This window comes from Cobetia sp. AM6 (genome assembly GCF_009617955.1).
GTDB classification, from domain to species: Bacteria; Pseudomonadota; Gammaproteobacteria; order Pseudomonadales; family Halomonadaceae; genus Cobetia; species Cobetia amphilecti.
The window spans coordinates 2156850-2180184 of record NZ_AP021868.1 but is presented as its reverse complement, the minus strand read 5'-3'; the positions used below and the strand labels follow the sequence as shown (position 1 = coordinate 2180184).

The 23335-nt window shown below is 62.7% G+C and carries 22 protein-coding genes; 19 read left to right on the top strand and 3 right to left on the bottom strand.

Going from position 1 to position 23335, the window contains the following annotated elements:
* Nucleotides 1–482: 482 nt before the first annotated feature.
* The 14 genes from flhD (at nucleotide 483) to CLAM6_RS17750 (ending at nucleotide 16958) form a co-directional block, all read left to right on the top strand.
* Nucleotides 483–815 (top strand): flagellar transcriptional regulator FlhD, encoded by a 333-nt coding sequence (flhD, locus tag CLAM6_RS09260; RefSeq protein WP_166018115.1) that lies wholly within the window; start codon nucleotides 483–485, stop codon nucleotides 813–815.
* Complete coding sequence (flhC, locus tag CLAM6_RS09255; protein ID WP_153635839.1) at nucleotides 812–1378, top strand: flagellar transcriptional regulator FlhC; 567 nt, start codon at nucleotides 812–814, stop codon at nucleotides 1376–1378. The genes flhD and flhC overlap by 4 nt, the downstream gene beginning before the upstream one ends.
* 315 nt (nucleotides 1379–1693) lie before the next feature.
* Nucleotides 1694–2563, top strand: a complete 870-nt coding sequence (gene motA / locus CLAM6_RS09250) for a flagellar motor stator protein MotA (protein WP_131432100.1) — start codon at nucleotides 1694–1696, stop codon at nucleotides 2561–2563.
* Between the two features lie 146 nt (nucleotides 2564–2709).
* On the top strand, nucleotides 2710–3684 hold the full coding sequence (motB, locus tag CLAM6_RS09245) for a flagellar motor protein MotB (protein ID WP_153635838.1): 975 nt from the start codon (nucleotides 2710–2712) through the stop codon (nucleotides 3682–3684).
* 82 nt (nucleotides 3685–3766) lie between these two features.
* Nucleotides 3767–5974 carry a chemotaxis protein CheA gene (gene cheA / locus CLAM6_RS09240; RefSeq protein WP_153635837.1) on the top strand — a complete coding sequence of 736 codons (2208 nt, stop codon included), beginning with the start codon at nucleotides 3767–3769 and terminating at the stop codon, nucleotides 5972–5974.
* An 81-nt stretch (nucleotides 5975–6055) separates the two neighbouring features.
* Nucleotides 6056–6589, top strand: coding sequence for a chemotaxis protein CheW (locus CLAM6_RS09235; protein ID WP_378080065.1), 534 nt, complete (start codon nucleotides 6056–6058; stop codon nucleotides 6587–6589).
* A 281-nt stretch (nucleotides 6590–6870) separates the two neighbouring features.
* Nucleotides 6871–8667, top strand: coding sequence for a PAS domain-containing methyl-accepting chemotaxis protein (locus tag CLAM6_RS09230; protein ID WP_153635835.1), 1797 nt, complete (start codon nucleotides 6871–6873; stop codon nucleotides 8665–8667).
* A gap of 71 nt (nucleotides 8668–8738) precedes the next feature.
* Complete coding sequence (locus tag CLAM6_RS09225; RefSeq protein ID WP_153635834.1) at nucleotides 8739–9575, top strand: CheR family methyltransferase; 837 nt, start codon at nucleotides 8739–8741, stop codon at nucleotides 9573–9575.
* Nucleotides 9576–9751: 176 nt separating this feature from the next.
* Entirely contained in the window at nucleotides 9752–10951 is a 1200-nt protein-coding gene (locus CLAM6_RS09220; protein WP_153635833.1) for a protein-glutamate methylesterase/protein-glutamine glutaminase, read from the top strand.
* A 165-nt stretch (nucleotides 10952–11116) separates the two neighbouring features.
* Nucleotides 11117–11506, top strand: a complete 390-nt coding sequence (gene cheY / locus CLAM6_RS09215) for a chemotaxis response regulator CheY (RefSeq protein WP_131432094.1) — start codon at nucleotides 11117–11119, stop codon at nucleotides 11504–11506.
* Between the two features lie 155 nt (nucleotides 11507–11661).
* Nucleotides 11662–12420: a protein phosphatase CheZ gene (cheZ, locus tag CLAM6_RS09210; protein WP_153636876.1), complete on the top strand. Its 759-nt coding sequence runs from the start codon at nucleotides 11662–11664 to the stop codon at nucleotides 12418–12420.
* A 253-nt stretch (nucleotides 12421–12673) separates the two neighbouring features.
* Nucleotides 12674–14029, top strand: a complete 1356-nt coding sequence (gene flhB / locus CLAM6_RS09205) for a flagellar biosynthesis protein FlhB (protein WP_153635832.1) — start codon at nucleotides 12674–12676, stop codon at nucleotides 14027–14029.
* Nucleotides 14030–14188: 159 nt separating this feature from the next.
* Nucleotides 14189–16285, top strand: coding sequence for a flagellar biosynthesis protein FlhA (gene flhA / locus CLAM6_RS09200; RefSeq protein ID WP_153635831.1), 2097 nt, complete (start codon nucleotides 14189–14191; stop codon nucleotides 16283–16285).
* A 232-nt stretch (nucleotides 16286–16517) separates the two neighbouring features.
* On the top strand, nucleotides 16518–16958 hold the full coding sequence (locus tag CLAM6_RS17750) for a flagellar protein FlhE (RefSeq protein ID WP_172978674.1): 441 nt from the start codon (nucleotides 16518–16520) through the stop codon (nucleotides 16956–16958).
* A 269-nt stretch (nucleotides 16959–17227) separates the two neighbouring features.
* Here the strand turns inward: CLAM6_RS17750 and CLAM6_RS09190 are convergent, their stop codons facing one another.
* The 3 genes from CLAM6_RS09190 to flgA all read right to left on the bottom strand — a co-directional run bounded on the left by CLAM6_RS09190 (nucleotide 17228) and on the right by flgA (nucleotide 19114).
* Nucleotides 17228–17701 carry a flagella synthesis protein FlgN gene (locus CLAM6_RS09190; RefSeq protein ID WP_153635829.1) on the bottom strand — a complete coding sequence of 158 codons (474 nt, stop codon included), beginning with the start codon at nucleotides 17699–17701 and terminating at the stop codon, nucleotides 17228–17230.
* The gene (gene flgM, locus CLAM6_RS09185; RefSeq protein WP_153635828.1) at nucleotides 17698–17976 is read right to left on the bottom strand and encodes a flagellar biosynthesis anti-sigma factor FlgM; all 279 of its coding nucleotides are present in this window, start codon (nucleotides 17974–17976) and stop codon (nucleotides 17698–17700) included. Before flgM ends, CLAM6_RS09190 begins: the two co-directional genes overlap by 4 nt.
* A gap of 304 nt (nucleotides 17977–18280) precedes the next feature.
* A complete protein-coding gene (gene flgA / locus CLAM6_RS09180) occupies nucleotides 18281–19114 on the bottom strand; it encodes a flagellar basal body P-ring formation chaperone FlgA (RefSeq protein WP_172978673.1) in 834 nt (277 codons plus the stop codon).
* Between the two features lie 362 nt (nucleotides 19115–19476).
* Here flgA and flgB point away from each other — a divergent pair, with 362 nt between their 5' ends.
* The 5 genes from flgB to CLAM6_RS09155 all read left to right on the top strand — a co-directional run bounded on the left by flgB (nucleotide 19477) and on the right by CLAM6_RS09155 (nucleotide 23328).
* Entirely contained in the window at nucleotides 19477–19872 is a 396-nt protein-coding gene (flgB, locus tag CLAM6_RS09175; protein WP_306424408.1) for a flagellar basal body rod protein FlgB, read from the top strand.
* A complete protein-coding gene (gene flgC, locus CLAM6_RS09170; RefSeq protein ID WP_153635825.1) occupies nucleotides 19872–20348 on the top strand; it encodes a flagellar basal body rod protein FlgC in 477 nt (158 codons plus the stop codon). The genes flgB and flgC overlap by 1 nt, the downstream gene beginning before the upstream one ends.
* 54 nt (nucleotides 20349–20402) lie before the next feature.
* Nucleotides 20403–21092 (top strand): flagellar hook assembly protein FlgD, encoded by a 690-nt coding sequence (locus tag CLAM6_RS09165; protein ID WP_153635824.1) that lies wholly within the window; start codon nucleotides 20403–20405, stop codon nucleotides 21090–21092.
* A gap of 132 nt (nucleotides 21093–21224) precedes the next feature.
* The gene (gene flgE / locus CLAM6_RS09160) at nucleotides 21225–22484 is read left to right on the top strand and encodes a flagellar hook protein FlgE (protein ID WP_153635823.1); all 1260 of its coding nucleotides are present in this window, start codon (nucleotides 21225–21227) and stop codon (nucleotides 22482–22484) included.
* A 76-nt stretch (nucleotides 22485–22560) separates the two neighbouring features.
* The gene (locus CLAM6_RS09155; protein WP_153635822.1) at nucleotides 22561–23328 is read left to right on the top strand and encodes a flagellar basal body rod protein FlgF; all 768 of its coding nucleotides are present in this window, start codon (nucleotides 22561–22563) and stop codon (nucleotides 23326–23328) included.
* The last annotated feature ends 7 nt before the right edge of the window (nucleotides 23329–23335 follow it).

Here is a 23335-nt window from a genome sequence, read left to right as displayed (position 1 = left end):
TGCCTGTTGCCGGCCCGTTCGGGGCCATTGCTCGATATTGTACAAGGTATGCCCTCGGTGTCGGGTAAGAGGCAGGGCTGCCTTTCACGAAAATGCCACACACTGTGCGCACTATCCGCTTGCTATTGCTTTGTATGACAAATCTGGTGCATCGTGATTATGCAAGTCGTCTTGAAGACAAGATTGAGAGCTTTTCTGACACACCTTGCTGCCATTTCGGCGGCTTGATGCAGTTTTTGTGCATATAGCGTAGCGGTATGTAAAAAAATGTTGATGAAGAGTCTGGTCCATTACGTGATTAAGTATTAGAATCGCCATCTTAATGTGGGTGGCTCATCTGGTCATGAAGTCACTGCCCCGCATGGCGCCACTGGTCCGGCGCCGTGAGTATTGCGTTTCATCACATCAAAACCATAAGGAATGACGGTCGAGCGCCAGGGTTGGCGGTAGCTCGGGACGATCAGACCACTCAGGGAATCATGATGTCCTCACTGCTCAATGATATACAGAGTGTCAATCTGTCGTATCTTCTGCTTGTGCAGCGCTTGTTGGTCGAAGATACGGAAATGGCGCTGGTACGCCTGGGTCTCGATCAAGAGATGGCGGATCTTTTGTCTGGCATGAGTGTCAGTCAGCTGGTGTCGTTATCGTCCTGTAATCAACTGTTGTGCGAGCTGGCATTGGATGATGCCTCACAGCTCAAGGGAGTCTTGCAGGGCGGGCGCGACCAGGATTTCAGTGCGATGCACACTGCCATGTTGCTGAACGCGCGCCAGAACGACGCTGGACTCCGGCAGGGGGGAGTCAGCGGATGACCCAGAAAAGTCTCGTCGATGAACTGCAGCAGCTGCAGTTGGCAGTAGAGTTGATCGAACTGGGTGCCCGCCTGCAGGTGCTCGAGACGGAAACGGAGATCAGCCGCGCGCGTCTGGTCAAGCTGTACAAGGAAGTTCGGGGCGTCTCGCCGCCCAAGGGCATGCTGCCGTTTTCCACCGACTGGTTCATGACCTGGCAGCCCAATCTGCATGCATCGCTGTTCCACGGTTTCTATCGTCGACTAAAGGCGCAGGGCGCGTCGCGCATGAATGCCTTCGTCAAGGCCTATCGCTTCTATCTGGAGCATGTCGGCGAAGATGAGCCGGTGCTGGCGCTGACGCGCGCCTGGACACTGGTGCGCTTTTTCGAAAGTGATCTGCTGGAAGTGGCCAGCTGCAAGACCTGCAGCGGCCATTTCGTGGTGCACGCCCATACGCCATCACATGATTACGTGTGTGGCATCTGTCAGCCGCCATCGCGTGCCGGCAAGACGGCCGCCCGTCGCAAGGCTCGTGAAGAAATGGCATTGGAGCAGTCGGCAGCCGTCGCCAGTCTCGGCTGATAGCTGTCTCGTGTCAGTGAAGGCGCTGAGATTGCGTCAGGCGAACGAGCAAGACGAGCGTGCAAAGACCAGAAGGCTTGCCCATCCCCGGGCAAGCCTTCTTGCGTTGTGCACCATTGATCGCTCGCCTGTCTCGATGCCGACTGTTTCGACCATGACTGTTTCGATCATGACTGTTTCGATCATGACTGTTTCAACAACGGCCCTTGCTACAGCGGCGGCCTCAACGAATATTCCGCCGTGACCCTAAAGACATGCTCAGCGACGCCGATAGTCAGATTCAAGCGACGTTGACCGAATGCCAAGGGGGTTATTGTGTTGTTGTTCATAGGCTATCTAGTGGTCATCGGGTCCACCCTGGGCGGGTATCTGATGGTGGGCGGGCACCTGGCGGTGCTGTTGCAGCCAGCGGAATTGCTCATCATCTGTGGCTCTGCCGTCGGCGCCTTTCTGGCCGGCAACAACGGCAAGGCCATCAAGGCCACCGGCAAGGCATTCTCGAAGTTGAAACGCACGCGTGGCTACAACAAGTCCCTGTACATGGAAGTCATCGGGCTGCTGTATCTGCTGCTGTCGCGTGCCCGTCAGCAGGGCATGCTGGCGATCGAGCAGGACATCGACAACCCGCAGGAAAGCGCCTTGTTCGCCGAGTATCCTCGCCTGCTCTCCGACCCCATTCTGATGAATTTCATCACCGACTACCTGCGCCTGATGGTAAGCGGCAACATGGACCCCTTCGAGCTCGAGTCGCTGATGGAGCACGAGATCGAGACCTTCAAGCACGAGACCGAGATTCCGGTGCATTCTCTCTCGGCGGTGGCCGATGGCCTGCCGGCCTTCGGTATCGTCGCTGCCGTGATGGGGGTGGTGCATGCGCTGGCCTCGGCAGACCAGGGCGCCGCCCAGCTGGGCGTGTTGATCGCCAATGCCATGGTCGGCACCTTCCTCGGCATCCTGCTGGCCTATGGCTTCGTCACGCCGGTCGCCAACAAGATCCAGCACGAGGTGCATGAGGCCGTGAAGATGATGCAGTGCATTCGCGTCATCCTGATGGCTTCGCTCAATGGCTATGCCCCGCAGGTCGCGGTGGAATTCGGCCGCAAGGCGTTGTTCACCGCCGAGCGTCCCAGTTTCAACGAGCTGGAAGAGCATGTGCGCGAGATCAAGAACAAGGGTGCGGGCTGATATGACGTTGCTGTTTCTCGCAAGTGCGTCAGTCGCAAGTGCGTCTCTCGCGAGTGTGTCCGTCACCTGCGTGTCAGTGGCACAGGTGTCGCAGGCCGTCGTGCTAGAGCCGGTGGGTGTCTCTGGATTGAAGACCGGAGGTCTCGATGAGTGAAGAGCGCAGACCCATCGTCATCAAGCGGCCGCGTATCGTCAAAGGCCATCATGGCGGTGGCTGGAAGATCGCCTACGCCGACTTCATGACCGCGATGATGGCCTTCTTCCTGGTCATGTGGGTGATCTCGAATGCCTCGGATGAGGACCTGCGGGAAATCTCCGATTATTTCGGTGCGCCGCTGGAAGTCTCGCTGCTGGGGGGCGATCGCAGTTCGGCCTCCAGCAGTGCCATTCCCGGCGGCGGCTTCATGGCCGAGCAGACCCAGGGCGAGAAGGGCGCTGATCTGCAACGCCTGCAGCGTCAGGCGCTGGCCGATGATTCTCGCATGGCCGCCCTTCGCGACGAGATCGACACCACCATGGCGCAGCGCATGGCCGATGACGCGGACCTGGCCGAACTGCGAGAACAGCTGCAGATCGAGCTGACCTCCGAAGGCTTGCGTATCCAGATCACCGATAGCGATCAGCACCCGATGTTCGCGTTGGGCAGCAAGCAACCTTCGCCACAGCTTTCGCAGCTGCTTGGCTTGCTGGCGCCGATTCTCAAGCGGCTGCCCAATCATCTGAGCATCACCGGGCATACCGACAATCGCCCCTTCGTCGGCGAAGGCGGCTACGGCAACTGGGAGCTCTCCACCGATCGCGCCAATGCCGCCCGCCGCGTGCTCGGCAACAGTGGGCTGCCCTATGAGCGCATCGTGCGCGTGGTCGGCATGGGCTCGCGCATCAGCCTCGACAGCCAGAATCCCGAGGCCGCCATCAATCGTCGCATCAGCCTGATGGTGCTCAGCCAGTCGGCCTATCGCGATATCACCGACAGCAACGGCGTCAATCCACAGCCCGCCGAGGACATCAACAGCCTGCGCGAGCGTCTCGAGCAACTGGCAAGCCCGGTGCGCGTGACGAATCCCGTCGCTGGCAGTCCAGTCATCGACAGCCCCGTCGCCTCCGGGCTGGACAGCTGAGTGCGCTCAAGGCGGCTGACGTAAGAACCGACGCGGCGCCGCTTCCCGTGTGATAGCGCAATGACAGCCAGCGAGAACATGCATGGATATCAGTGAGTTTTACGACACCTTCTTCGAGGAGGCGCAGGAGCTGCTGGCCGAGATGGAGCGCCTGCTGCTGGCGCTGGATGTCGAGGCGCCGGATGCCGAGCAGCTCAACGCCATCTTTCGTGCGGCCCACTCCATCAAGGGCGGGGCCGCGACCTTCGGCTTCACGGTCTTGCAGGACACCACCCATCACCTCGAGAACCTGCTGGACCGTGCCCGCCGTGGCGAGTTGCGGTTGAGCATTCAGCATATCGATCGCTTTCTGGAGACAAAGGACATGCTCGACGACCAGTTGGCGGCCTATCGCAATGCCCAGTCCCCCGACCCTGAGGCCTACGCGCATATCGTCGCGGTGCTCAAGCAGCTGGGCGAGGAGTCGTCGATGATGGATGCCCCGAGCGCACCAGTGCCGTCAGGCGAAGCGTCTGGACCCGTCGTCGATGTGGAAATGCCACCTACGGTCGAGTCACAGGCCGGTGTCGAGGCAAGTGTGCCGTTGCTTTCGGTCACTCTGATGTTCGTCGCCGACCGCGAGCGTGAACTGTTGATCGAAGAACTGGCCAACCTAGGTGAGGTCATCTCCAGCAGCGGTGATGAGCAGGTATGTCGCGTCATCGTGAGTACCACGGTCAGCGCAGAGGATATCGAAGCGGTGCTGTGCTTCGTTATCGAGCCGGAGCAGATTCTGATCGAGCCCGCGACACCTGCTCTATCAGCGGGGGGTGATGGCGTAATGGGAGACGGCGTCGCTGATGGGCAGGTTGAAGCGCTGTCTGAAGCGCTGGTCAAAGAGCAGGCCGAGGGAGTCGCCGATGGCATGTCTGCCGATGCGGCAAGCGATCTTGCCGATCAGACAGCACCTGCTGAAGCGATAGTCGACACAGGCTCTTCGGCAGATGTCCCTTCCGCTGCCCCGGCGAGTGGTGAGCGACGCAGTCAATCGGGGCGGCGCACCACAGATGCGCCTGCCGAGCAGGGCTCCATCCGCGTCGGCGTCGACAAGGTCGATACCATCATCAATCTGGTCGGTGAGCTGATCATCACCCAGTCGATGCTGGAGCAAACGGCATCGGCGACCACACCGCCGGATCAGGCAGCACTGGTCAGTGGCATCAGTCAGCTGCAGCGCAATGCACGAGATCTGCAGGAAGCGGTGATGTCGGTGCGCATGATGCCGATGGACTACGTGTTCTCGCGGTTTCCGCGTCTGATTCGCGACCTTGCCTCGCGGCTGGGCAAGCAGGTCGAGCTGGTCAGTCAGGGGCATGACACCGAGCTGGACAAGAGCCTGATCGAGCGGATCATCGATCCGCTGACCCATCTGGTGCGCAACAGCCTCGACCATGGCATCGAATCGCCCGGCGTGCGTGAGGCAAGCGGCAAGAGCGCCCACGGCACCCTGACGCTGTCTGCCCGTCATCAGGGTGGCAATATCGTCATCGAGGTAACGGATGACGGCGCCGGGCTCGATCGTGCGCGCATTCTGGCCAAGGCGCGCAGCAACGGCCTGGCGGTCAGCGATGGCATGAGTGACGACGAGGTCTGGCAGCTGATCTTCGCTCCTGGCTTCTCGACGGCCGAGCAGGTCAGTGACGTCTCGGGGCGTGGAGTCGGCATGGATGTGGTCAAGCGCAACATCCAGGCGCTGGGCGGGCAGGTGGAGCTTGCCTCCGTGACCGGGCAGGGCACCACCACGCGTATCGTGCTGCCGCTGACGCTGGCGATTCTCGAGGGCATGGCCATTCGCGTCGGCGAGGAAATCTACATCCTGCCGCTGTCGGTGGTGGTGGAATCGTTGCAGCCGCAGGCCGACATGCTGTTCAGCATGGTCGGCAATGATCGCTTGCTGAAGGTGCGAGATGAATACCTGAGCCTGGTCGCCTTGCATGAGGTGTTCGCGGTACCCGGTGCCCAGACGCAGCCCGAGCAGGGCATCGTGGTGGTGGTGCAGGGCAAGGGGCGCCACTACGCCTTACTGGTGGATGAGCTGATCGGTCAGCAGCAGGTGGTGGTCAAGAATCTCGAAAGGAATTATCGCAAGGTGCCGGGCGTCTCTTCGGCGACGATCCTGGGCGATGGGCGGGTATCGCTGATTCTCGATGTCTCGGACCTGCATCGCCTCGCCAACCTGATGCCAGCGGTGCAGAGGCAGGCAGAGGGCGGCACTGAGTCCGCCATGCCCCAGGACGCCATTTTCAGCTGAGGCGATCGCCATTCACCGGCCGCATCCTCGCCCCTTGCGCCTCGGCGCGAAGCGTTACCCCATCACAGACAGGAGATGAGCATGTCTCACACTCAAGTTGCCGCGGCGCAGACGTCCAATGTCGGCCTGGCGCAGGACCACGCCTCCAAGACCAGTGACGGCGGCGAATACCTGGTATTCAGCCTCGGCGAGGAGCACTACGCCGTGGATATCCTCAAGGTGCAGGAGATTCGCGGTTACGAGAACGTCACGCGCATCGCCAATGCACCGGCCTTCATCAAGGGCGTGACCAACCTGCGTGGCGTCATCGTGCCGATCGTCGATCTGCGGCTGAAGTTTCAACTGGGCCAGGCCGAATACACGGCGCAGACGGTGGTGATCGTGATCAATATCGGTGAGCGCGTGGTCGGCATCGTCGTCGATGGCGTCTCCGACGTGATCAGCCTTGCGGCCGATCAGGTGCTGCCGCCGCCGGAATTCGGTGCGCGCATGAACAGTGACTTCCTGGCGGGGCTGGCGACCGTCAATGATCACATGCTGCTGATAATGGATATCGAGCACATGATGACCAGTGATGAAATGGCGCTGATGGAGCCCGCGGCGCAGCCGGCATGACCTGCTGTCTCGCGGCATGAACCAGACGCAAGGCGCGGCATGTTGCCTGCAGTGTGCGCCCGTCTGATCCCGCGAACATTTACCCCCGTTTCGTCTCGAGCGCCGCTAGCCTTCTGGTCAGCGGCGTTCTTGCGTTCAAGAACTGCCGACAGCGGCCGATAAGGTGTGCACCACAAGGTCGTGGGCGGCTGTACCGGGCAATGACGGTCATGCTGCCGGTCAGTGGTCTCGCCGGGTCAATGACGATCACGCTGTGACGAGTACGAGGCTAAGCAAGGGCAATGCGAAACAATCAGCCGGTGACGGCAAGGGAATACCCCATTGGTGAGCATGACTACCTGATCTCGCGTACCGATCTCAAGGGACGCATCACCTACGCCAACTCTGTCTTCATCGAGGTCAGTGGCTTCACGCGTGATGCCTTGATCGGTGCGCCGCACAATCTGGTGCGCCACCCCGACATGCCAGAAGCCGCCTTCGAGAATCTGTGGTCGACGCTCAAGCAAGGCGAGAGCTGGCAGGGACTGGTCAAGAATCGACGCGAGAATGGCGACTATTACTGGGTCGACGCCTGTGTGACGCCGCTGATCGAGCAGGGCGAGGTGATGGGATTTGCCTCGGTGCGCGTCAAGGCCAGTCGCGAGCAGATCGCCCAGGCCGAGCAGGTCTACGCGGGCCTCAAGCAGGGCAAGCGCGACTATCGCTTGATCAAGGGTCGCATCGTGCGTGCTGGCCTCACGGGGGCCTTCAAGCGCCTCACCCAGTGGCGCATGGCGCCGCGTATCGCGCTGCTGGCCGCACTGCCGCTGGTGGCCGGAGCCATAATGGGCAGCGAGCTGCTGCAGGTGCTGGCCGATAGCCAGGCGCATGCGCGTGCCGTGCTGACCCAACTTGCCGCCGAGCTGCCCGCGGCGCAGCTGGCGACGCTCGAGCAGCGGCAACAAGCGCTTGAGGCAAGTCATGCGCGTCTGCAGTGGGAATTGTGGGCCGCCTTCGCTGGTGTGGGCGTGGCATCGCTGTGGTTGGCGCTGCTGACCTACCGCAGTCTGGTTCGGCCGCTGCGCAGCACCCTGGATTTCGCGCGCCAGATCGCCGCGGGCAATCTTTCCCAGTCGATGACGCTGGCGGGCAATGATGAGATGGCACGCCTGGTACGAGCACTGGACAGCATGCGCAAGTCGCTGGTCGGCATCGTCAGCGAGGTCAATGCGGGTATCAATGTGGTCAGGCCTGCCGCTGGCGACATGGCACACGGCAATCAGGAATTCTCGGCGCGGGTCGAGCAGCAGGCGGCATCGCTTGAGGAGACGGCGGCCAGCATGGAGCAGATGACCGGCACCGTGCGCCAGAATGCCGACAATGCCATCCAGGTCTCGCAACTGGCTGATCAGGCCACGCGCTCCTCCAATGAAGGTGGTGAGGCGATGCAGGCGGTGGTGGAGCGCATGCAGGGGATTACCGCCACCTCTGAAAAGATGGCCGACATCGTCAAGGTGATCGACTCGATCGCCTTCCAGACCAACCTGCTGGCCCTCAACGCCTCGGTGGAGGCCGCACGCGCCGGTGAACATGGTCGCGGCTTTGCCGTGGTGGCCGGTGAGGTGCGCAATCTGGCCTCTCGCAGTGCCGAGGCGGCGCGCGAGATCAAGACCCTGATCGACACCACCCAGCGGGAGATCAGCGATGGCGGTGATCAGGTCGAGGCGGCGCGCGGCACCATGGAGGCGATCGTGACCGGCATCTCGCGGGTCAATGACCTGATCGCCGAGATCTCCTCGGCCTCGCGTGAGCAGAGTGGCGGCATCGAGCAGATCAACACCGCCATCAACGAGATGGACCAGGCCACCCAGCAGAACGCCCAACGTGTGATGAGCAGCGCCCATCTGGCGCAGGATCTCGAGCGGTCGGTCGCGGGTCTGTCGCATGCGGTCAACGTCTTCCGCTTTGGCGGCGAAGGTCCGGAGCAGATTCCCGAGCGCCTGCCAGAGGGTGCATCAGCCCAGCAGTCTTCTTCTGTGCACGCTCAGGCCGCGGCCCGAGCGCAGGTGCCTGGCGGCTCACAGGGTCCGCGACGGTGACAGACCTCACGCCGCCACGCGTCTCCTCCACCTCGTCATCGGCCTCCCATGCCCTCGGACGGGACCTGGTGATGACCGATGACGACTTCGAGCGCATCGCGCGCCTCATCTATCAGCGGGCCGGAATCGTCTTGGCGCGTCACAAGCGTGAGATGGTCTACAGCCGTCTGTCGCGCCGACTCAGAGTGCATGGCCTGACACGTTTCCATGACTATCTGACCATGCTGGAGGCCACCCTGAGCCGCAGTGATCACGACGAGTGGCCTGCCTTCATCAATGCGCTCACCACCAACCTGACCGCGTTCTTTCGCGAACCTCATCACTTCGTCATGCTCGAGAACTTCCTGCGCGAGCGCCAGGCGTCGGGGCAGCGAGCACCGTTGCGTATCTGGTGTGCGGCTGCCTCGACCGGGGAGGAGCCCTATTCCATCGCGATGGTGCTGCGCGAGGTGCTTGGGGGCGCGGCCAATCAGGTCGAGCTGATCGCCACCGATATCGACACGGATGCGCTGCGGGAAGCCGAACTCGGTATCTACCCGTTTGAACGTATCGTCAAGCTGGGTGAGCAGCGCTGCAAGCGCTTCATGCTGCGTGGCAGCGGCAGTCGCCAGGGGCTGGTGAGAGTGCGCCCGGAGATCAGGCAGCTGGTGCGCTTTCGCCACCTGAACCTGCTGGACAGCCACTGGGATCTCGGTAGCGGCTTTGACGTGATCTTCTGTCGCAACGTGATGATCTACTTCGACAAACAGACACAGTCACGCCTGCTGGATCGCTTCGCGCTGATGCTCAAGCCCGATGGACTGCTGTTTGCCGGTCATTCCGAGAATTTCTCATGGCTCAATGATGCCTTCACGCTGCGCGGCCAGACGGTCTATACCCTGTCTCGCCGCCGGACGGAGGGCGCATGATGCGTCGTGATGGTTGGTGATGATTCCCTTTCCCTTACCCACTCTCCAGGAGTGTCTGGATGCCTACCCCCGCTTCATCGTCATGCCCGGTCTCAGGATCAAATGCTGGTTCACGCTCAGGTTACAACTCAAGTGCCGCTGCTGGCGCAGGCATGCCCCGGGGAGGGGCGGAGCGCATGATCCGCGTGCTGTGTGTCGATGACTCCGCGCTGATTCGTGAGTTGATGGCCGAGATCATCAATGCCCAGCCTGACATGCAGGTCGTGGCCACCGCGCCGGACCCGCTGGTCGCGCGAGACTTGATCAAGCGTCACGAGCCGGATGTGCTGACGCTGGATGTGGAAATGCCGCGCATGGATGGGCTGGACTTCCTCGAGCGCCTGATGCGCCTGCGACCGATGCCGGTAGTGATGGTGTCTTCGCTGACCGAGCGCGGCGGGGAAATCACGCTACGTGCGCTGGAGCTGGGTGCGGTGGATTTCGTCTCCAAGCCGCGCCTGGGAATACGTGGCGGGATGCTCGAGTATGCCGAGACGATTGCCGACAAGATTCGCGCCGCCGCGCGGGCGCGTGTGCGGCCTGCGGGTCGCACCGTGACGCCGCCATCTGCTGGTGGTGCACAGGCCGGCACGGTGCTGTCCAATTCGACCCAGTCCAGTCAGGCCCTGTCCAGTTCACCCCTGTCAAATTCGGTGCAGTCCAGCCTTTCTCAGTCCCATCCTTGTCCATCCAGTCTGGCAGACAGGCCAGTCGTCGCTGCTGCCAGCCGCCGGCCATTGCTGTCGAGCGAGAAGCTGATCGCGGTGGGGGCCTCGACCGGTGGGACCGAGGCGATACGCGCGGTGTTGCAGTCGTTGCCGGCGGATGCACCGGCCATTCTGGTGACTCAGCACATGCCGCCGGGCTTCACACGCTCGTTCGCCGAGCGCCTCAATGGGCTGTGTCGCATCGCCGTCAAGGAAGCCGTGCACGGTGAGCGCATCCTGCCCGGGCATGCTTATATCGCGCCTGGCGACGCCCACCTGACGCTGTCGCGCAGCGGGGCCAACTATGTGATCACCCTCGATCAGCGTCCGCCGGTCAATCGTCACCGCCCGTCGGTGGATGTGCTGTTCGATTCCGTGGCGCGGGTGGCCGGTCGCAATGCGGTGGGCGTGATCCTCACCGGCATGGGTCGCGACGGCGCGCGGGGGTTGTTGCAGATGCGCGAAGCCGGCGCCCACACCATCGCCCAGGATGAGCAAAGCTGTGTGGTCTACGGCATGCCGCGGGAAGCCGTCGAGCTCGGGGCCGCGGAAAACATATTGCCGTTGAGTCGCATCAGTGGGCAGCTGCTCCACCAGGTTCAGCTGGCCGGACGTTCGCAACGCGTCTAGAGCGCCTCGATCTGCCGGAGCGGGTGTTAGTGGGGTGTGAGTCGCCGACAAGGTGAAGATGGGCGCAGAGGGTAAAGTCTGCTGGCTGGTGGCCGATAACCCTCTCACAAGGCTTGAATTTTCAGCCGTTTCCTCATGTGATTCTTCAAGAGAGCCCGACCGCTGATGGCCGACAAGAACCTGCGAATCCTCGTCGTCGACGACTTCCCCACCATGCGTCGGATCGTGCGCAACCTGCTCAAGGAGCTCGGCTTCACCAATGTGGAGGAAGCCGAAGATGGACAACAGGCATTGGAGTTCCTGAATCAAGGCAGCTTCGAGCTGGTGATCTCCGACTGGAACATGCCCAACCTCGATGGGCTCGAGATGCTCAGGCGCGTGCGTGCCAATCCCGCCACGGCCACGCTGCCGGTACTGATGGTCACCGCTGAGGCCAAGAAGGAAAACATCATCGCCGCTGCCCAGGCCGGTGCCAGTGGCTATGTGGTCAAGCCCTTCACGGCCGCAGTGCTGGAAGAGAAGCTGGGCAAGGTCTTCGAGAAACACGGCCTCTGAGCCATCGGGCCACGCTAGCCGGTGCGCGGACCGATCCGCGCTGGTCAGGCAAGGCTGGCGCGCTCAGCGTGGTTGGTCACATCAAGGAGGGTGTCATGAGTCATCTGGAATCATCATCTGAACCCCAGTCATCCTCGGGCGCTGATCCTGGTGTGATGGCGCGCGATGGGGCAGACACCCCCACCAGGGCGGGTGACAGCAGCGAAGACCTGATTCGGCGTATCGGCCAGCTGACGCGCATGCTGCGCGACAACATGCGTGAGCTGGGGCTGGATCGCGAGATCGAACGTGCTGCCGAGGCGATCCCCGATGCTCGTGATCGCCTCAATTACGTGGCCAGCAAGACGGAGCAGGCGGCAGATCGTGCTCTCAACGCCTGTGAGCGGGCCCAGCCGCTGCAGGATGCTCTGGCCAGTAAGGCGAAGTCGCTCAGTGGTCGCTGGGACGCCTGGTTTGCCGAGCCGGTGGCTCTGGATCAGGCGCGTGAATTGGTGATCGACACACGGGCCTATCTGGCTGTGGTGCCTGATCAGACCAGCGCCACCAACAGCGAATTGCTCGAGATCATGATGGCTCAGGATTTCCAGGACCTTACCGGCCAGGTGATCAAGCGCATGATGGATGTCATCCAGCAGATCGAGATGCAGCTGTTGCAGTTGCTGCTCGACAATGTGCCGGAGGGCCATGCACGTTCGGCGCTGGCGTCTTCCGGGCAGGCCACTACCACAACGGCCGCTGAGGGGCTTTCGCCAATGGAGCTTTCAGCCTCGGCGCTGGATGAGCAGGCAGCATCCAGTGCCGGGGATGCCCTATCTGGCACCTTGCTCAATGGCCCCCAGGTGCGAGCCGATGCGCCGGGGGTGGTCGCCAGTCAGGACGAGGTCGATGACCTGCTGGATAGTCTCGGTTTCTAGCCGCCTTCCCTGAAGTGGCTCCTGCTGGTTCTTGTTCTTCATGCCCTGGCCTGACCGTCATGCCCTTGCCCGTCCACGTCCCGTGAGGCGGGCAAGGGCATTTTTGGGCGCTATTCCTCGCTTTGATCCCTGCTGTGTTTGCCACAATGAGCCCCATTCTCGGCATGATGCGTTCGCCGTGCGTGCCAGTGTGAGCGAGCGTCATGCTCCCCGGCGTTCAGGTAGATGCGATCCCAGGCAAGCGGAGTAGCCGGTGGCTGACGAGCAGAGCAGCGACGACAAGACAGAAGAGGCCACGCCCCACCGAATACAGAAGGCCCGCGAGGAAGGGCAGGTGCCCCGCTCGCGGGAGCTTGCGACCTTTCTGTTGCTGGGCGGAGGAGCGGCAGGTCTGTGGCTGTTGGCGGGCCCGCTTGGCGATACCCTGGAGCGTGTGCTGGGTGCCTCGTTCGGCTTTGATCGCGCTCAGGCACTCGACAGCCGCGTGATGCTTGCCAACGCGTTGATGCTGGGCCAGGAGGCCTTGCTGGCACTGTTGCCGTTGTTCGCCCTGCTGATGGTGCTGGCGCTGGTCGGCCCGGTGCTGCTGGGCGGCTGGATGTTCTCCACCAAGTCGCTGGCGCCGTCGCTGGGCAAGCTCAATCCCGTCAAGGGGCTGGGCAGGATGGTCTCCTCGCAGGCGCTGGCCGAGCTGCTCAAGACCATCGCCAAGTCGATACTGGTCGGTGGCGTGGTGGTGATGTATCTGCATGCCCAGCGCCAGGAATTGATGGCGTTGATGATGATGCCGCTGGGCAACGCCATGGCGGATGCGCTGGCGATCGTGGCGCGCTGCACGGCGCTGGCGATATTGATGCTGATCGTGCCGACGCTGATGGATGTTCCGTATCAGTTGTGGAGTCACGCCAAGAAGCTGCGCATGAGCCTCGAGGAGATCAAGCGCGAGCACAAGGAGACGGATGGAGACCCGCAGATCAAGGCACGCATCCGTCAGCAGCAACAGGCCATGGCGCGCGCGCGCATGATGAGCGCCGTGCCCACTGCCGATGTCATCGTCAACAACCCGACACACTACTCGGTGGCGCTGGTCTATCACGAGGGTGACATGCGCGCGCCGCGGGTGGTGGCCAAGGGGCGTGATGAGGTGGCGCTGCGCATTCGTGAGGTGGGCGAGGCGAACGGGGTACCGATGCTGAGTGCGCCGCCCTTGGCGCGTGCCCTGCACACCCATGTCGATCTCGAGCAGGAAATTCCCATTGCGCTCTATCAGGTGATCGCCGAGGTGCTGGCCTGGGCGATGCGACTCAAGCGGGCCCGCCAGCAGGGTGGCCTGCACCCGAGTCTGCCGCCAGATCTGTCCGTTCCCGATGAGTATCAGGTGCCCGAGGAGGCGCAAGGGGCGGCTGAGGGGACTGGCCCGCCAGGCACCGAGCGTGAGGACGGGAGGGCGGCAGCCGAACTTGAGGTTTCAGCCGTAGGCGCGCCGCCCTCTCACGCAATGTCTTCTGATCATGATTCTGATGACGCCGATGCTGGGGCGGTGTTCCAGCCCAGCGCCAAGCCAGGGGCAGACGGTGATGCGACGACGGATCCTCGTGTCGGAAGTTGATGACCGATGTGGCTGATCGAAGTTGAGGCCCGAACTTGATAACCGTGCTGCTGCCCGATGCTGCTGCCCGAACCCCATGACTGACCGCCATTTCTGCTCCCCAAGCCCGGGCCGCTGCGCCGCACGCGCAACGCCCTCCACGATCGATGAGCCGCTTGCATGAATACCTTGCTGACACTGTTTGACCGCGTGGGGCTCAACACCTCCAGCCAGCTGAAGGTGCTCGCCGGGCCGCTGCTGATCATGATGATCCTGTCGATGATGGTGTTGCCGCTGGCGCCCTTCATTCTCGATCTGCTGTTCACCTTCAATATCGCGCTGTCGATCATGATCCTGATGGTCAGCATGTTTGCGCAGAAGCCACTGGATTTCTCGGCCTTCCCCGCGGTGCTGCTGTTCTCGACCTTGCTGCGCCTGTCGCTCAATGTCGCCTCGACGCGGGTGGTGCTGATGGAGGGTCACAATGGCGGTGACTCGGCGGGCAAGGTCATCGAGGCCTTCGGTCAGTTTCTGGTCGGCGGCAACTTCGCCGTTGGCCTGGTGGTGTTCTCGATTCTGGTCATCATCAACTTCATGGTCATCACCAAGGGCGCCGGGCGTATTGCCGAGGTCGGCGCACGCTTCACGCTGGATGCCATGCCCGGCAAGCAGATGGCGATCGATGCCGACCTCAACGCCGGCCTGATCGGCGAAGATCAGGCGCGCGAGCGTCGCCGGGAAGTGTCGCAGGAATCCGATTTCTTCGGTTCGATGGACGGTGCCAGCAAGTTCGTGCGGGGCGATGCGGTGGCGGGGCTGGTGATCATGGTGGTCAATATCATCGGCGGGTTGATCATCGGGGTCGGTCAGCACGACCTGAGCATGTCCGATGCGGCGCGCACCTATACGCTGCTGACCATCGGCGATGGCCTGGTGGCCCAGATTCCGTCGCTGGTCATCTCGACCGCTGCGGGCGTGATGGTGTCGCGGGTCAACACCAATGAAGACGTCGGTCAGCAGATGATCGGCCAGCTGTTCAAGAGCTCGCAGGTACTGTGGTTGGCGGCTGGCGTGATGGGGCTGCTGGGTCTGGTACCGGGCATGCCCAATATGGTCTTCATTCTCTTCACCTTGTTGCTGGCGGGGCTTGGTTGGTGGGCCTCCCAGCGCGAGAAGGAGATCAGCAGCGAGGCGAAGGAAGAGGCGGCGCCCGGGCCTGCGGCGGCCGTGCAGGAGGTCAGCGAGGCCAGCTGGGATGACGTGCGACTGGTGGAGCCGCTGGCGATGGAGGTCGGTCACCGCCTGATCGCGATGGTCGACATGCGTCAGGGCGGTGAGTTGCTGGCGCGCATCAAGGGGGTGCGTCGCAAGTACGCCCAGGAGATCGGGTTCCTGCCGCCGGTGGTACATATCCGCGACAACCTCGAGCTTGGGCCCAATCAGTATGTCATCAGTCTCAAGGGTGCCGAGGTCGGGCGGGGCGAGGCCTATCCGGGCCGCTGGTTGGCGATCAATCCGGGCAAGGTGTCCGGCAAGCTGCCGGGCGTGGCCACCACCGAGCCGGCCTTCGGCCTGGCCGCCACCTGGATCGAACCGGAAACCCGCGAGCAGGCCCAGGTCTATGGCTACACGGTGGTCGATACTCCGACCGTGATCACGACCCACCTCAATCATCTGATGACCCGCCATGCCGATCAGCTGCTCGGGCGCAGTGAGGTCAGCAAGCTGCTCGAGAAGCTGGGCCCGCAGGATGGCGGCCTGGTGGAGGAAGTGGTGCCGGCCTTGATCAGTCAGGGCACCCTGCAGCGTATCCTGCACAACCTGCTGGATGAGGAGGTCTCGATTCGTGACATGCGTACCATCCTCGAGGCGCTTGCAGAGCATGCCCCGCACAGCAAGGACCCCAATGACCTGACTGCCATGGTGCGCGTCTCGCTCGGGCGCGCCATCACCCAGTACTGGTTCGGCGCCGAGCGCGTCTTGCGCGTGATCGGTCTGGAGGCACAGCTCGAGCAGGTGCTGATGCAGGCCTTGAGCAGCGGCAATGCGCTGGAACCCGGCCTTGCCGATACCTTGATGCAGCATGCCGAGAATGCCGTCGCCGCGCAGGATGCCAATGGCGAGCCCAGCGTATTGGTGGTCGGGCATGCGCTGCGACCCTTGGTGGGGCGCTTCCTGCGTCGTCGTTTCAAGAGCCTGGCGGTGCTGTCCCAGGCAGAGATTCCCGATGACCGCGAGCTGCGGGTCACACAGATGATCGGGGGTCGTGCGGCGTGACGCCGGGGCAGCGCGACTCCCCAATGAGCAAGACAACAACATGCCGCAAAGGCAGAAACGTGCGACAGGAAAGGCGCCGGCAAGGGGTGTGTCGAGCGTCTGCAGCAAGATGGATCTGAAGGAGTCAGCGGTGCAGAGAAGAAGACAAGTGGCGACAGGGTGGAGGACGCTCAGAGCGCGAGTCGTGTCGAGAGCGAAGCTGGGTGTGGAGCCTGGAAGCAGGACAGCACCAATGGCGGCCTTGATGACGGCAGCAGCGCTGTGGGCCGCGGCGCTGTCCACGCCGGCGCAGGCGGCCAGCGCTGCGGTGATGATGTCCGTCGAGTCGCTGACCATCGCTCAGCGGGGGCATTGGTATATGCGCCCTCTGGCGGTGGCAGATGCCGTACGTGATTCAGGGCTGATGGCGCCTGACAGGACGCGCGTCACGGCGATTCACTGGCGCTATTCGCTCACACGGGCGCCGGGGGAGTGGCAGGTCATGCTCTGCCTGGAAGAGCGCTGCGCCATGCTCGAGGCGAGGCGTGGCAAGTTGATCCTGCCCACCCGAGAGCTGGCGACGGCGCCTTTCTCGCTGAAGGTCTATCGCAATGGGCGTGGCGTACTCAAGCCGGCGGCACATCTGGATGACATCCAGCTGGTGATCGACGTCGAGAGTCTGAAAGGCGCGTGACTGGCGGCGTTGTCAGCGAAAGGGGGCTGGTTTTGAATGACTGATGATGAATGACGGCGATAAGTGGCTGGCGATCACTGGCTGATTGGCTCGCGAGTGGCGTGCAGCAGCAGTGTCTGGAGGCTCGGCAGAATGCCGGGCCTCGCGTGTTTCCGGGGCAGTAAAGGGAAAGACAGTCGGGCGTGCAGCCCGCGGGCCTCACGCCTTGGGTCTTCAAGCCAAGACGCTCAGGCCAGGACGCTCAGGCCAGGACAGTCTGGCCAGGACATTCAGGCCGAGACGTTCAGGCGTGAGGCTCCCACCGCAGGTCGTCCATCGGCGCCGTAATGGCCGGGGGAGCGTTGATGCAGGCTGTCGAGAATCTTGCTGTGCAGTGCCATGCGCTGACCGATCAGTTCACCATTTAAGCGATTGCGCGCCTGGGCGCGGCGCGTCAGCGTCACCAGATGCCACCACTGGGTGGCCAGTACCGGCTGGCTGGCGAGCACCGTATGCAGTTCCAGTGGGTCATTGGTAAGCCCGGCGTTGCTCAGCCAGCTACGTCGGCGGATCTCCAGCGCTTCCAGGCGGGCGGCGTTGGCCAGCTTGGCTTCGCGCGAGGCCTCAAGGTCCGCCGCGCTCGGCAGGCGTTGGCCCAGCAGGCGCTGTTCTTCCTCGAGCAGGGCGATGAAGTCATTCAGCTCCTGCTCGAGGCCGGAAAAGATCTCGCCCAACAAGGCCGTCGAGGCGTCATCGAGTGTCATGCGTCACCTTCGAAGGCATCGATCAGCCCTTGTGCGATGCGGTCGACATCGATCTTGATGCTGCCATCGGCGATGGCTTGCTTGAGGCTGTCGACGCGCGCCTGGTCGATGTCCTGGCTCGCATCGATCGCGCTGCTGGAAAGCTCGACCTGAGTGGAGTCGGCCGTGGAGGTCGCCGCCGTAGTGGCGGTGGTGTCCTTGGCCGTCTCGGGGCGCAGTTCGCGCGGGGCTTGAGTGTCGCTGCGCTGTATCGGGCCGCCATGTTCAATCTTCATTGACTGTCCTCTCTGGCCGTAGGGCCGGGCTCGACGACGAGCCTGTCATGGATGGGTTGCGTGCGTCATCTGCGCGCTTGAACCGACTATCGGCCATGCCAGCCCAAGCTTTACCCCACACAGGCAATATGGTCCCTCAGGAATGAGGTATCTGGTGTGGGTGGCGGCTTGCAGTACCAAGCTTGTCGGCCTTTGAGCGTCAGCATGTCTCTCCGGTGCGTCAGCGTGTCGTGGCTGGGCGTGCACAGTCAACAGGATGACTCGGGTTGGCCCGGTGCGGCTAATCTCAACTCAACTGAAGTCATCATGGCGCTACCCGTCGTGGCCCGATGATGCGGGCGCGCACCCAGTCGCCCGGAGCGAGTTCGATGCGGATGCGCTCATCGAGCCCCCCAGTCTCCAGCGCCCGCGCACTGCGCTGCATGCTGAAGCCTGTGCCGCTGACCTGATAGGTCACGGTATCGCCGAAGTCTACCAGCGGGATGGCGCGCACACTGTTGCGGGTGATGACCTCGCCGGCGCGAAGGCGGCGGCGTACCTCGAAACCTGACAGTGCCGCAGCGCTCTCGAAGCCATTGCCACGCAACTTGCCCAATGGCGTCAGTACCGGCGTCAATCTCGCGGGTGCCAGCGGGGTGCCGCTGGCAAGCGGTTGTGGCGTGCTCTGGCGCCAGGCATAGCGTTCCATGCGAACGCTGACGATGTGTTGCTGACCGTTGGCGCACAGCAGCTGCAGACGTTTGAGTCCCGGTGCATGGCGGTCACTGCGCGCGGAATTGAGGCTCAGCTGGGGCGCCGAGCAGTCTTTCAGGCGGGCGGGCAGGCGACGCAGCTCGAGTTGCACGGAGGCCTCGCTGGGCGCGCCCAGTGGTGGCTCGTCGGGCATGCGCACCCTGACGGGACCGCTGTCTTCGGCAGTGAAGAAGTCGCTCAATTGCCAGCGCAGGGCCTCGACGGCGCGTGTCTGCGAGTCTTTGGCTGAAGGCGCTGTTGTTGAGGCTCTTGCTGATGCCTGAGCAGCAGGCGACTGAATGGCAGAGCTCACCGTGTCTGAGGTGTTGGCATGGGCAACGGCGGCCACGGGCAGCAGGGCCAACAGCCCGCTGCTGGCGATGGTGCGCCACAGTCCTCTAGTCACAGACAGTCCTCTTGCCACAGACAGGCCCTTCGCTACGCAGATTTTCGGCATGCAGTCTCTCATCGCGAGTGGCGTCCGGGGCGGAAGGCGGGAACAAGCGCTCCTCGGCTCAGGGCGTAGGTTCAGGGTGCTGGATCAGTACCGCGAGAGATTGTAAGCCGCCCCCGACACCGGCATGGCCAGAAATAGCCGCGATAAAGTGGCTTGTTCTTACCTTCATCCTGGCGCTGGCTGACTATTCTCAGTCCTGCTTTCCGTCATGCTCCCCTACGCGTGAGCTGATCGATGGATGTTCCCTCGCTCACATCAGGGCGAGGTGCCGACAGCGGGGCACTTCCATGTTTGACCGACTTGATTCCCTCATGAGCTTTCACCAGCAGGCGCTGGGCCTTCGTGCCGAGCGTCAGCAGGTGCTGGCCACCAATATCGCCAATGCCGACACGCCGGGCTATCTGGCGCGCGATATCGACTTCTCTGCCACCCTGGCCAAGGCGACGGCGGGCAATGCCGCGCCAGGGCCGCTTGCGCTGAACACGACCCAGCCAGGCCACCAGGCAGCCAGCGGGGCCGGGCTGTCGCTGGGTGCGGACCTGCTTTATCGCGTGCCGACACAGCCGAGTCTGGACGGCAATACCGTCGACATGGATGTGGAGCGGGTCAATTTCGCGGACAACAGTCTGCATTACGAGGCCAGCCTTGAGCTTCTGACCGGCAAGATCCAGGGCCTGCGTCTGGCCATGCAATCGGAGAACAGTTGATGGCAGCGTTCAGCATCTTCAACGTCGCGGGTTCCGCGATGGCGGCCCAGTCGCAGCGCATCAATGCCGTGGCCAGCAACATGGCCAACGCCGACAGCGTGGCGGGCCCGGACGGCAAGCCCTATCAGGCGCGTCAGGTGGTGTTCGAGTACGCGCCCCTCGCGCGTCAGGCCAATGCGTCGCTTGCGACGGCCAGCCTGGCCGGTGGCGGCCTGGCGACACAGATGGCGTCGCGCAGTGCCGGAGTAGGCGGTGTCAGGGTCAGCTCGGTGGAGCTGAGCGATGCCCCGGCGCGCCAGGAGTATCGTCCCGATCATCCCCTCGCCGACGAGCAGGGCTATGTGACCTTCTCCAATGTCGATCCGGTCGCCGAGATGGTCGACATGATCGCGGCCTCCAAGTCTTACGAGGCCAATGTCGAGGTCTTCAATACCTCCAAGTCCCTGTTGCGCAAGACGCTGACACTGGGGGAATGACCCTTGCTCAGGGCCTTGGCCTTATGACCGCTTCTTCTGATTTCGGGTAACCGCATGGCGACGCTAGACACCAGTGTGCTCAACAGCATCAACCAGACCACCACCACCTCCGGCGTCACCGACAGCACGCAGTCGGTGAGCAGTACCGAGGAGCTCAATGATCAGTTCATGACCCTGCTGGTGGCGCAGATGCAGAACCAGGACCCGATGGACCCGGTGTCGAATTCCGACCTGACCGCACAGCTGGCCCAGATCAGCACCGTCAGTGGTATCGAAGAACTCAACACCACGCTTGAGGGCATCACGGCGCAGATTTCCAGCAGTGAAGCGCTGCAGGCGGCCAGTCTGCTCGATCAGGGCGTGCTGGTCGGCGGCAATGCGGTGCTGGTGGGCAACGCGACCTCGACACCCTTCGGCCTTGAGCTGGCCGACGATGTCGACAACGCCAGCGTCGAGGTGCTGGGTGCGGATGGCAGTGTGGTCAAGACCTTCGAGTTGGGCGCATTGGAGGCGGGTATTCATGGCTTTGTCTGGGACGGTTTGCTGGATGATGGCACTGAAGCCGCCGATGGCTCCTACCAGCTGGCCGTGACGGCCGAGCGGGCAGGCGAGAGTTATGACGACCTGCAGACGCTGAGTTATGGCGTGGTCAGTGGAGTCAATCAGACCGACAGCGGTGCTCAGCTGGACTTGGGTCCGGTGTTGGGTGTCGTCAGTCTGGACGCCGTGCGTCAGGTGCTTTGAGCTGAGCCCATGGCGTCGGGATAACGCCAGCGAGCCCGCCGGACGGGCCACCAGTTTCAGGCCGTTTGGCCGCCCCCGAGCTCGCTGACAGGTCTCGGGCTTTCATCTTCATCGCGATCAAAGGGACAGACCATGGCGTTTTCACAGGCATTGAGCGGCTTGAGTGCGGCTGCAACCAATCTGGATGTGATCGGCAACAACATCGCCAACTCGGAAACGGTAGGCTTCAAGTCCTCCGAGACCCAGTTTGCGGATCTTTATGCCAGTTCCCAGGCGGCGGGTATCGGGGTCCAGGTTGCCTCCATCTCCCAGGACTTCTCGACCGGTTCGCTGGAAACCACCGGGCGTGATCTCGATATCGCGATTTCCGGCGAAGGATTCCTGCGCTTTGCCGATAGCACCGGGCAGGTGGTCTATTCGCGCAATGGCCAGCTCAATGTCGATGCCGATGGTTACATAGTCAATACGCAGGGTGCCCAGCTGACGGGCTATGCCGGTGAGCGGGTCACTGGCGAGCCCGTCGTGCTGCAGGTGCCGACCGCGCCCCTGGCGGCCAGTCAGACCCAGGACAACCTTGCCAACAGCATCTATGGCGCGCAGATATCCATCAATCTGGATTCCGAAGCCGAGCCGACTACCACGACCTTCGATCCGATGGATCCGACCAGCTATGACTATGCGTCGTCGATGACCGTGTATGACAGTCTGGGTAGCGAGCATGTCGTGACATCGTTCTATACCAAGACCGGCAGCAATACCTGGGATGTTCAGCATGTCATGGACTTCGCCGGCAAGTCGGCCGAATACCAGTCGGATGTGAATGCCGGCATCACCCCGACGGTGAATTTCGATGTCCAGGCGGAGCAGATCAGCTTCGGCACCAATGGCCAGCTGAATAGCGACTATACCCAGACAGCCATGACCTACACCCTCACGAACGGTGCCGAAGACATGAACTTCAGCATCGATCTGACGGGCAGCACCCAGTACGCCAACGACTACGAGGTCACCTCGCTATCCCAGAACGGCTACACCTCGGGCAGCCTGGTGGGCATCTCCATCGACGGTGACGGGCGGGTGATCGGCAGTTACTCCAATGAACTGACCCAGACGCTGGGCACTATCGCGCTGGCCAACTTCGCCAATGATCAGGGCCTCAAGCCCAATGGCGACAACAGCTGGCTGGCGACCGCGGAATCCGGTGAGCCGCTGGTCGGCGTGCCGGGTGAGGGGGTGTTCGGTGATGTGGTCTCGGGGGCGGTGGAAGCCTCCAACGTCGACCTGACCACTGAGCTGGTCGATCTGATCATCGCTCAGCGCAACTACCAGTCGAATGCCCAGACCATCTCGGTGCAGGATGAAGTCCAGCAGACCGTGATCAACCTGCGTTGATCCGGGCTGACATGAAGCCATTTCGCCTGACAGCGACACCGTTGCACGCGTTATCTGACCAGTTTGGAGTCGGCTGATGGACAGAATGCTCTACACCGCCATGAGCGGCGCCCAGCGCAGCCTGGCGGATCAGGATGTCGCCAGTCATAACCTGGCCAACCTCTCGACCACCGGCTTTCGCGAGATGCTGACGCTGTCGCGGGCGGTGGATGTGCAGGGCGAAGGGCTGGCGACACGCGTATCCAGTCAGCTGACTACCGCGGGAGCCTCGATGGCCCAGGGCACGATCCAGACCACGGATCGCGCACTGGATATCGCACTCGACGGCCCCGGCATGCTGGCCGTGCAGGGCGCGAATGGCGAGGAGCTCTACACCCGCAACGGTGCGCTGCAGATCGATGCCGATGGTGTCCTGACCTCCGGCGGCTTGCCGGTGCTGGGCGATGGCGGGCCGATCGAGCTGCCGCTCAACGCCATCGTGCATATCTCCGCCGATGGCAGCGTGAGTGCGCGCTCGGCGGCGGATGCACCTGACACCATGGTGCTGCAGGCCCAGCTCAAGCTGGTCAATCACGAGGCCATTCCCGGTAGCCCGGCGCTTGTGCGCGGCGAGGACGGCTATTTCCGTCAGCCGCCGACTGCGGCGGGAGAGGCCGCGCCACCGCTGGCGGCCGACCCGCTGGTGCGGGTCGTCTCCGGCGCCCTGGAGAGCAGCAACGTCTCGGCGACCGACGCGATGGTCGCCATGATCAACAACGCGCGCAGTTTCGAGATGCAGATGAAGAGCATCGACACGGCAGAGCGCATGGCCGAGCGTGGCAACAGCCTGCTTGGTACCGACTGACCCCGTA

Excerpts from the sequence above, each read along its gene's own strand:
- flgM (WP_153635828.1), bottom strand. The coding sequence starts at position 17,976 with ATGAAGATTGAACATGGCGGCCCGATACAGCGCAGCGACACTCAAGCC.
- cheY (WP_131432094.1), top strand. The coding sequence starts at position 11,117 with ATGGCCGACAAGAACCTGCGAATCCTCGTCGTCGACGACTTCCCCACC.
- flgE (WP_153635823.1), top strand. The coding sequence starts at position 21,225 with ATGGCGTTTTCACAGGCATTGAGCGGCTTGAGTGCGGCTGCAACCAAT.
- motB (WP_153635838.1), top strand. The coding sequence starts at position 2,710 with ATGAGTGAAGAGCGCAGACCCATCGTCATCAAGCGGCCGCGTATCGTC.
- CLAM6_RS09165 (WP_153635824.1), top strand. The coding sequence starts at position 20,403 with ATGGCGACGCTAGACACCAGTGTGCTCAACAGCATCAACCAGACCACC.
- CLAM6_RS09230 (WP_153635835.1), top strand. The coding sequence starts at position 6,871 with ATGCGAAACAATCAGCCGGTGACGGCAAGGGAATACCCCATTGGTGAG.
- flgB (WP_306424408.1), top strand. The coding sequence starts at position 19,477 with ATGAGCTTTCACCAGCAGGCGCTGGGCCTTCGTGCCGAGCGTCAGCAG.
- cheZ (WP_153636876.1), top strand. The coding sequence starts at position 11,662 with ATGGCGCGCGATGGGGCAGACACCCCCACCAGGGCGGGTGACAGCAGC.
- CLAM6_RS17750 (WP_172978674.1), top strand. The coding sequence starts at position 16,518 with ATGGCGGCCTTGATGACGGCAGCAGCGCTGTGGGCCGCGGCGCTGTCC.
- cheA (WP_153635837.1), top strand. The coding sequence starts at position 3,767 with ATGGATATCAGTGAGTTTTACGACACCTTCTTCGAGGAGGCGCAGGAG.
- CLAM6_RS09235 (WP_378080065.1), top strand. The coding sequence starts at position 6,056 with ATGTCTCACACTCAAGTTGCCGCGGCGCAGACGTCCAATGTCGGCCTG.
- CLAM6_RS09220 (WP_153635833.1), top strand. The coding sequence starts at position 9,752 with ATGATCCGCGTGCTGTGTGTCGATGACTCCGCGCTGATTCGTGAGTTG.
- CLAM6_RS09225 (WP_153635834.1), top strand. The coding sequence starts at position 8,739 with ATGACCGATGACGACTTCGAGCGCATCGCGCGCCTCATCTATCAGCGG.
- flhC (WP_153635839.1), top strand. The coding sequence starts at position 812 with ATGACCCAGAAAAGTCTCGTCGATGAACTGCAGCAGCTGCAGTTGGCA.
- flgC (WP_153635825.1), top strand. The coding sequence starts at position 19,872 with ATGGCAGCGTTCAGCATCTTCAACGTCGCGGGTTCCGCGATGGCGGCC.
- flhA (WP_153635831.1), top strand. The coding sequence starts at position 14,189 with ATGAATACCTTGCTGACACTGTTTGACCGCGTGGGGCTCAACACCTCC.
- CLAM6_RS09190 (WP_153635829.1), bottom strand. The coding sequence starts at position 17,701 with ATGACACTCGATGACGCCTCGACGGCCTTGTTGGGCGAGATCTTTTCC.
- flhD (WP_166018115.1), top strand. The coding sequence starts at position 483 with ATGTCCTCACTGCTCAATGATATACAGAGTGTCAATCTGTCGTATCTT.
- CLAM6_RS09155 (WP_153635822.1), top strand. The coding sequence starts at position 22,561 with ATGGACAGAATGCTCTACACCGCCATGAGCGGCGCCCAGCGCAGCCTG.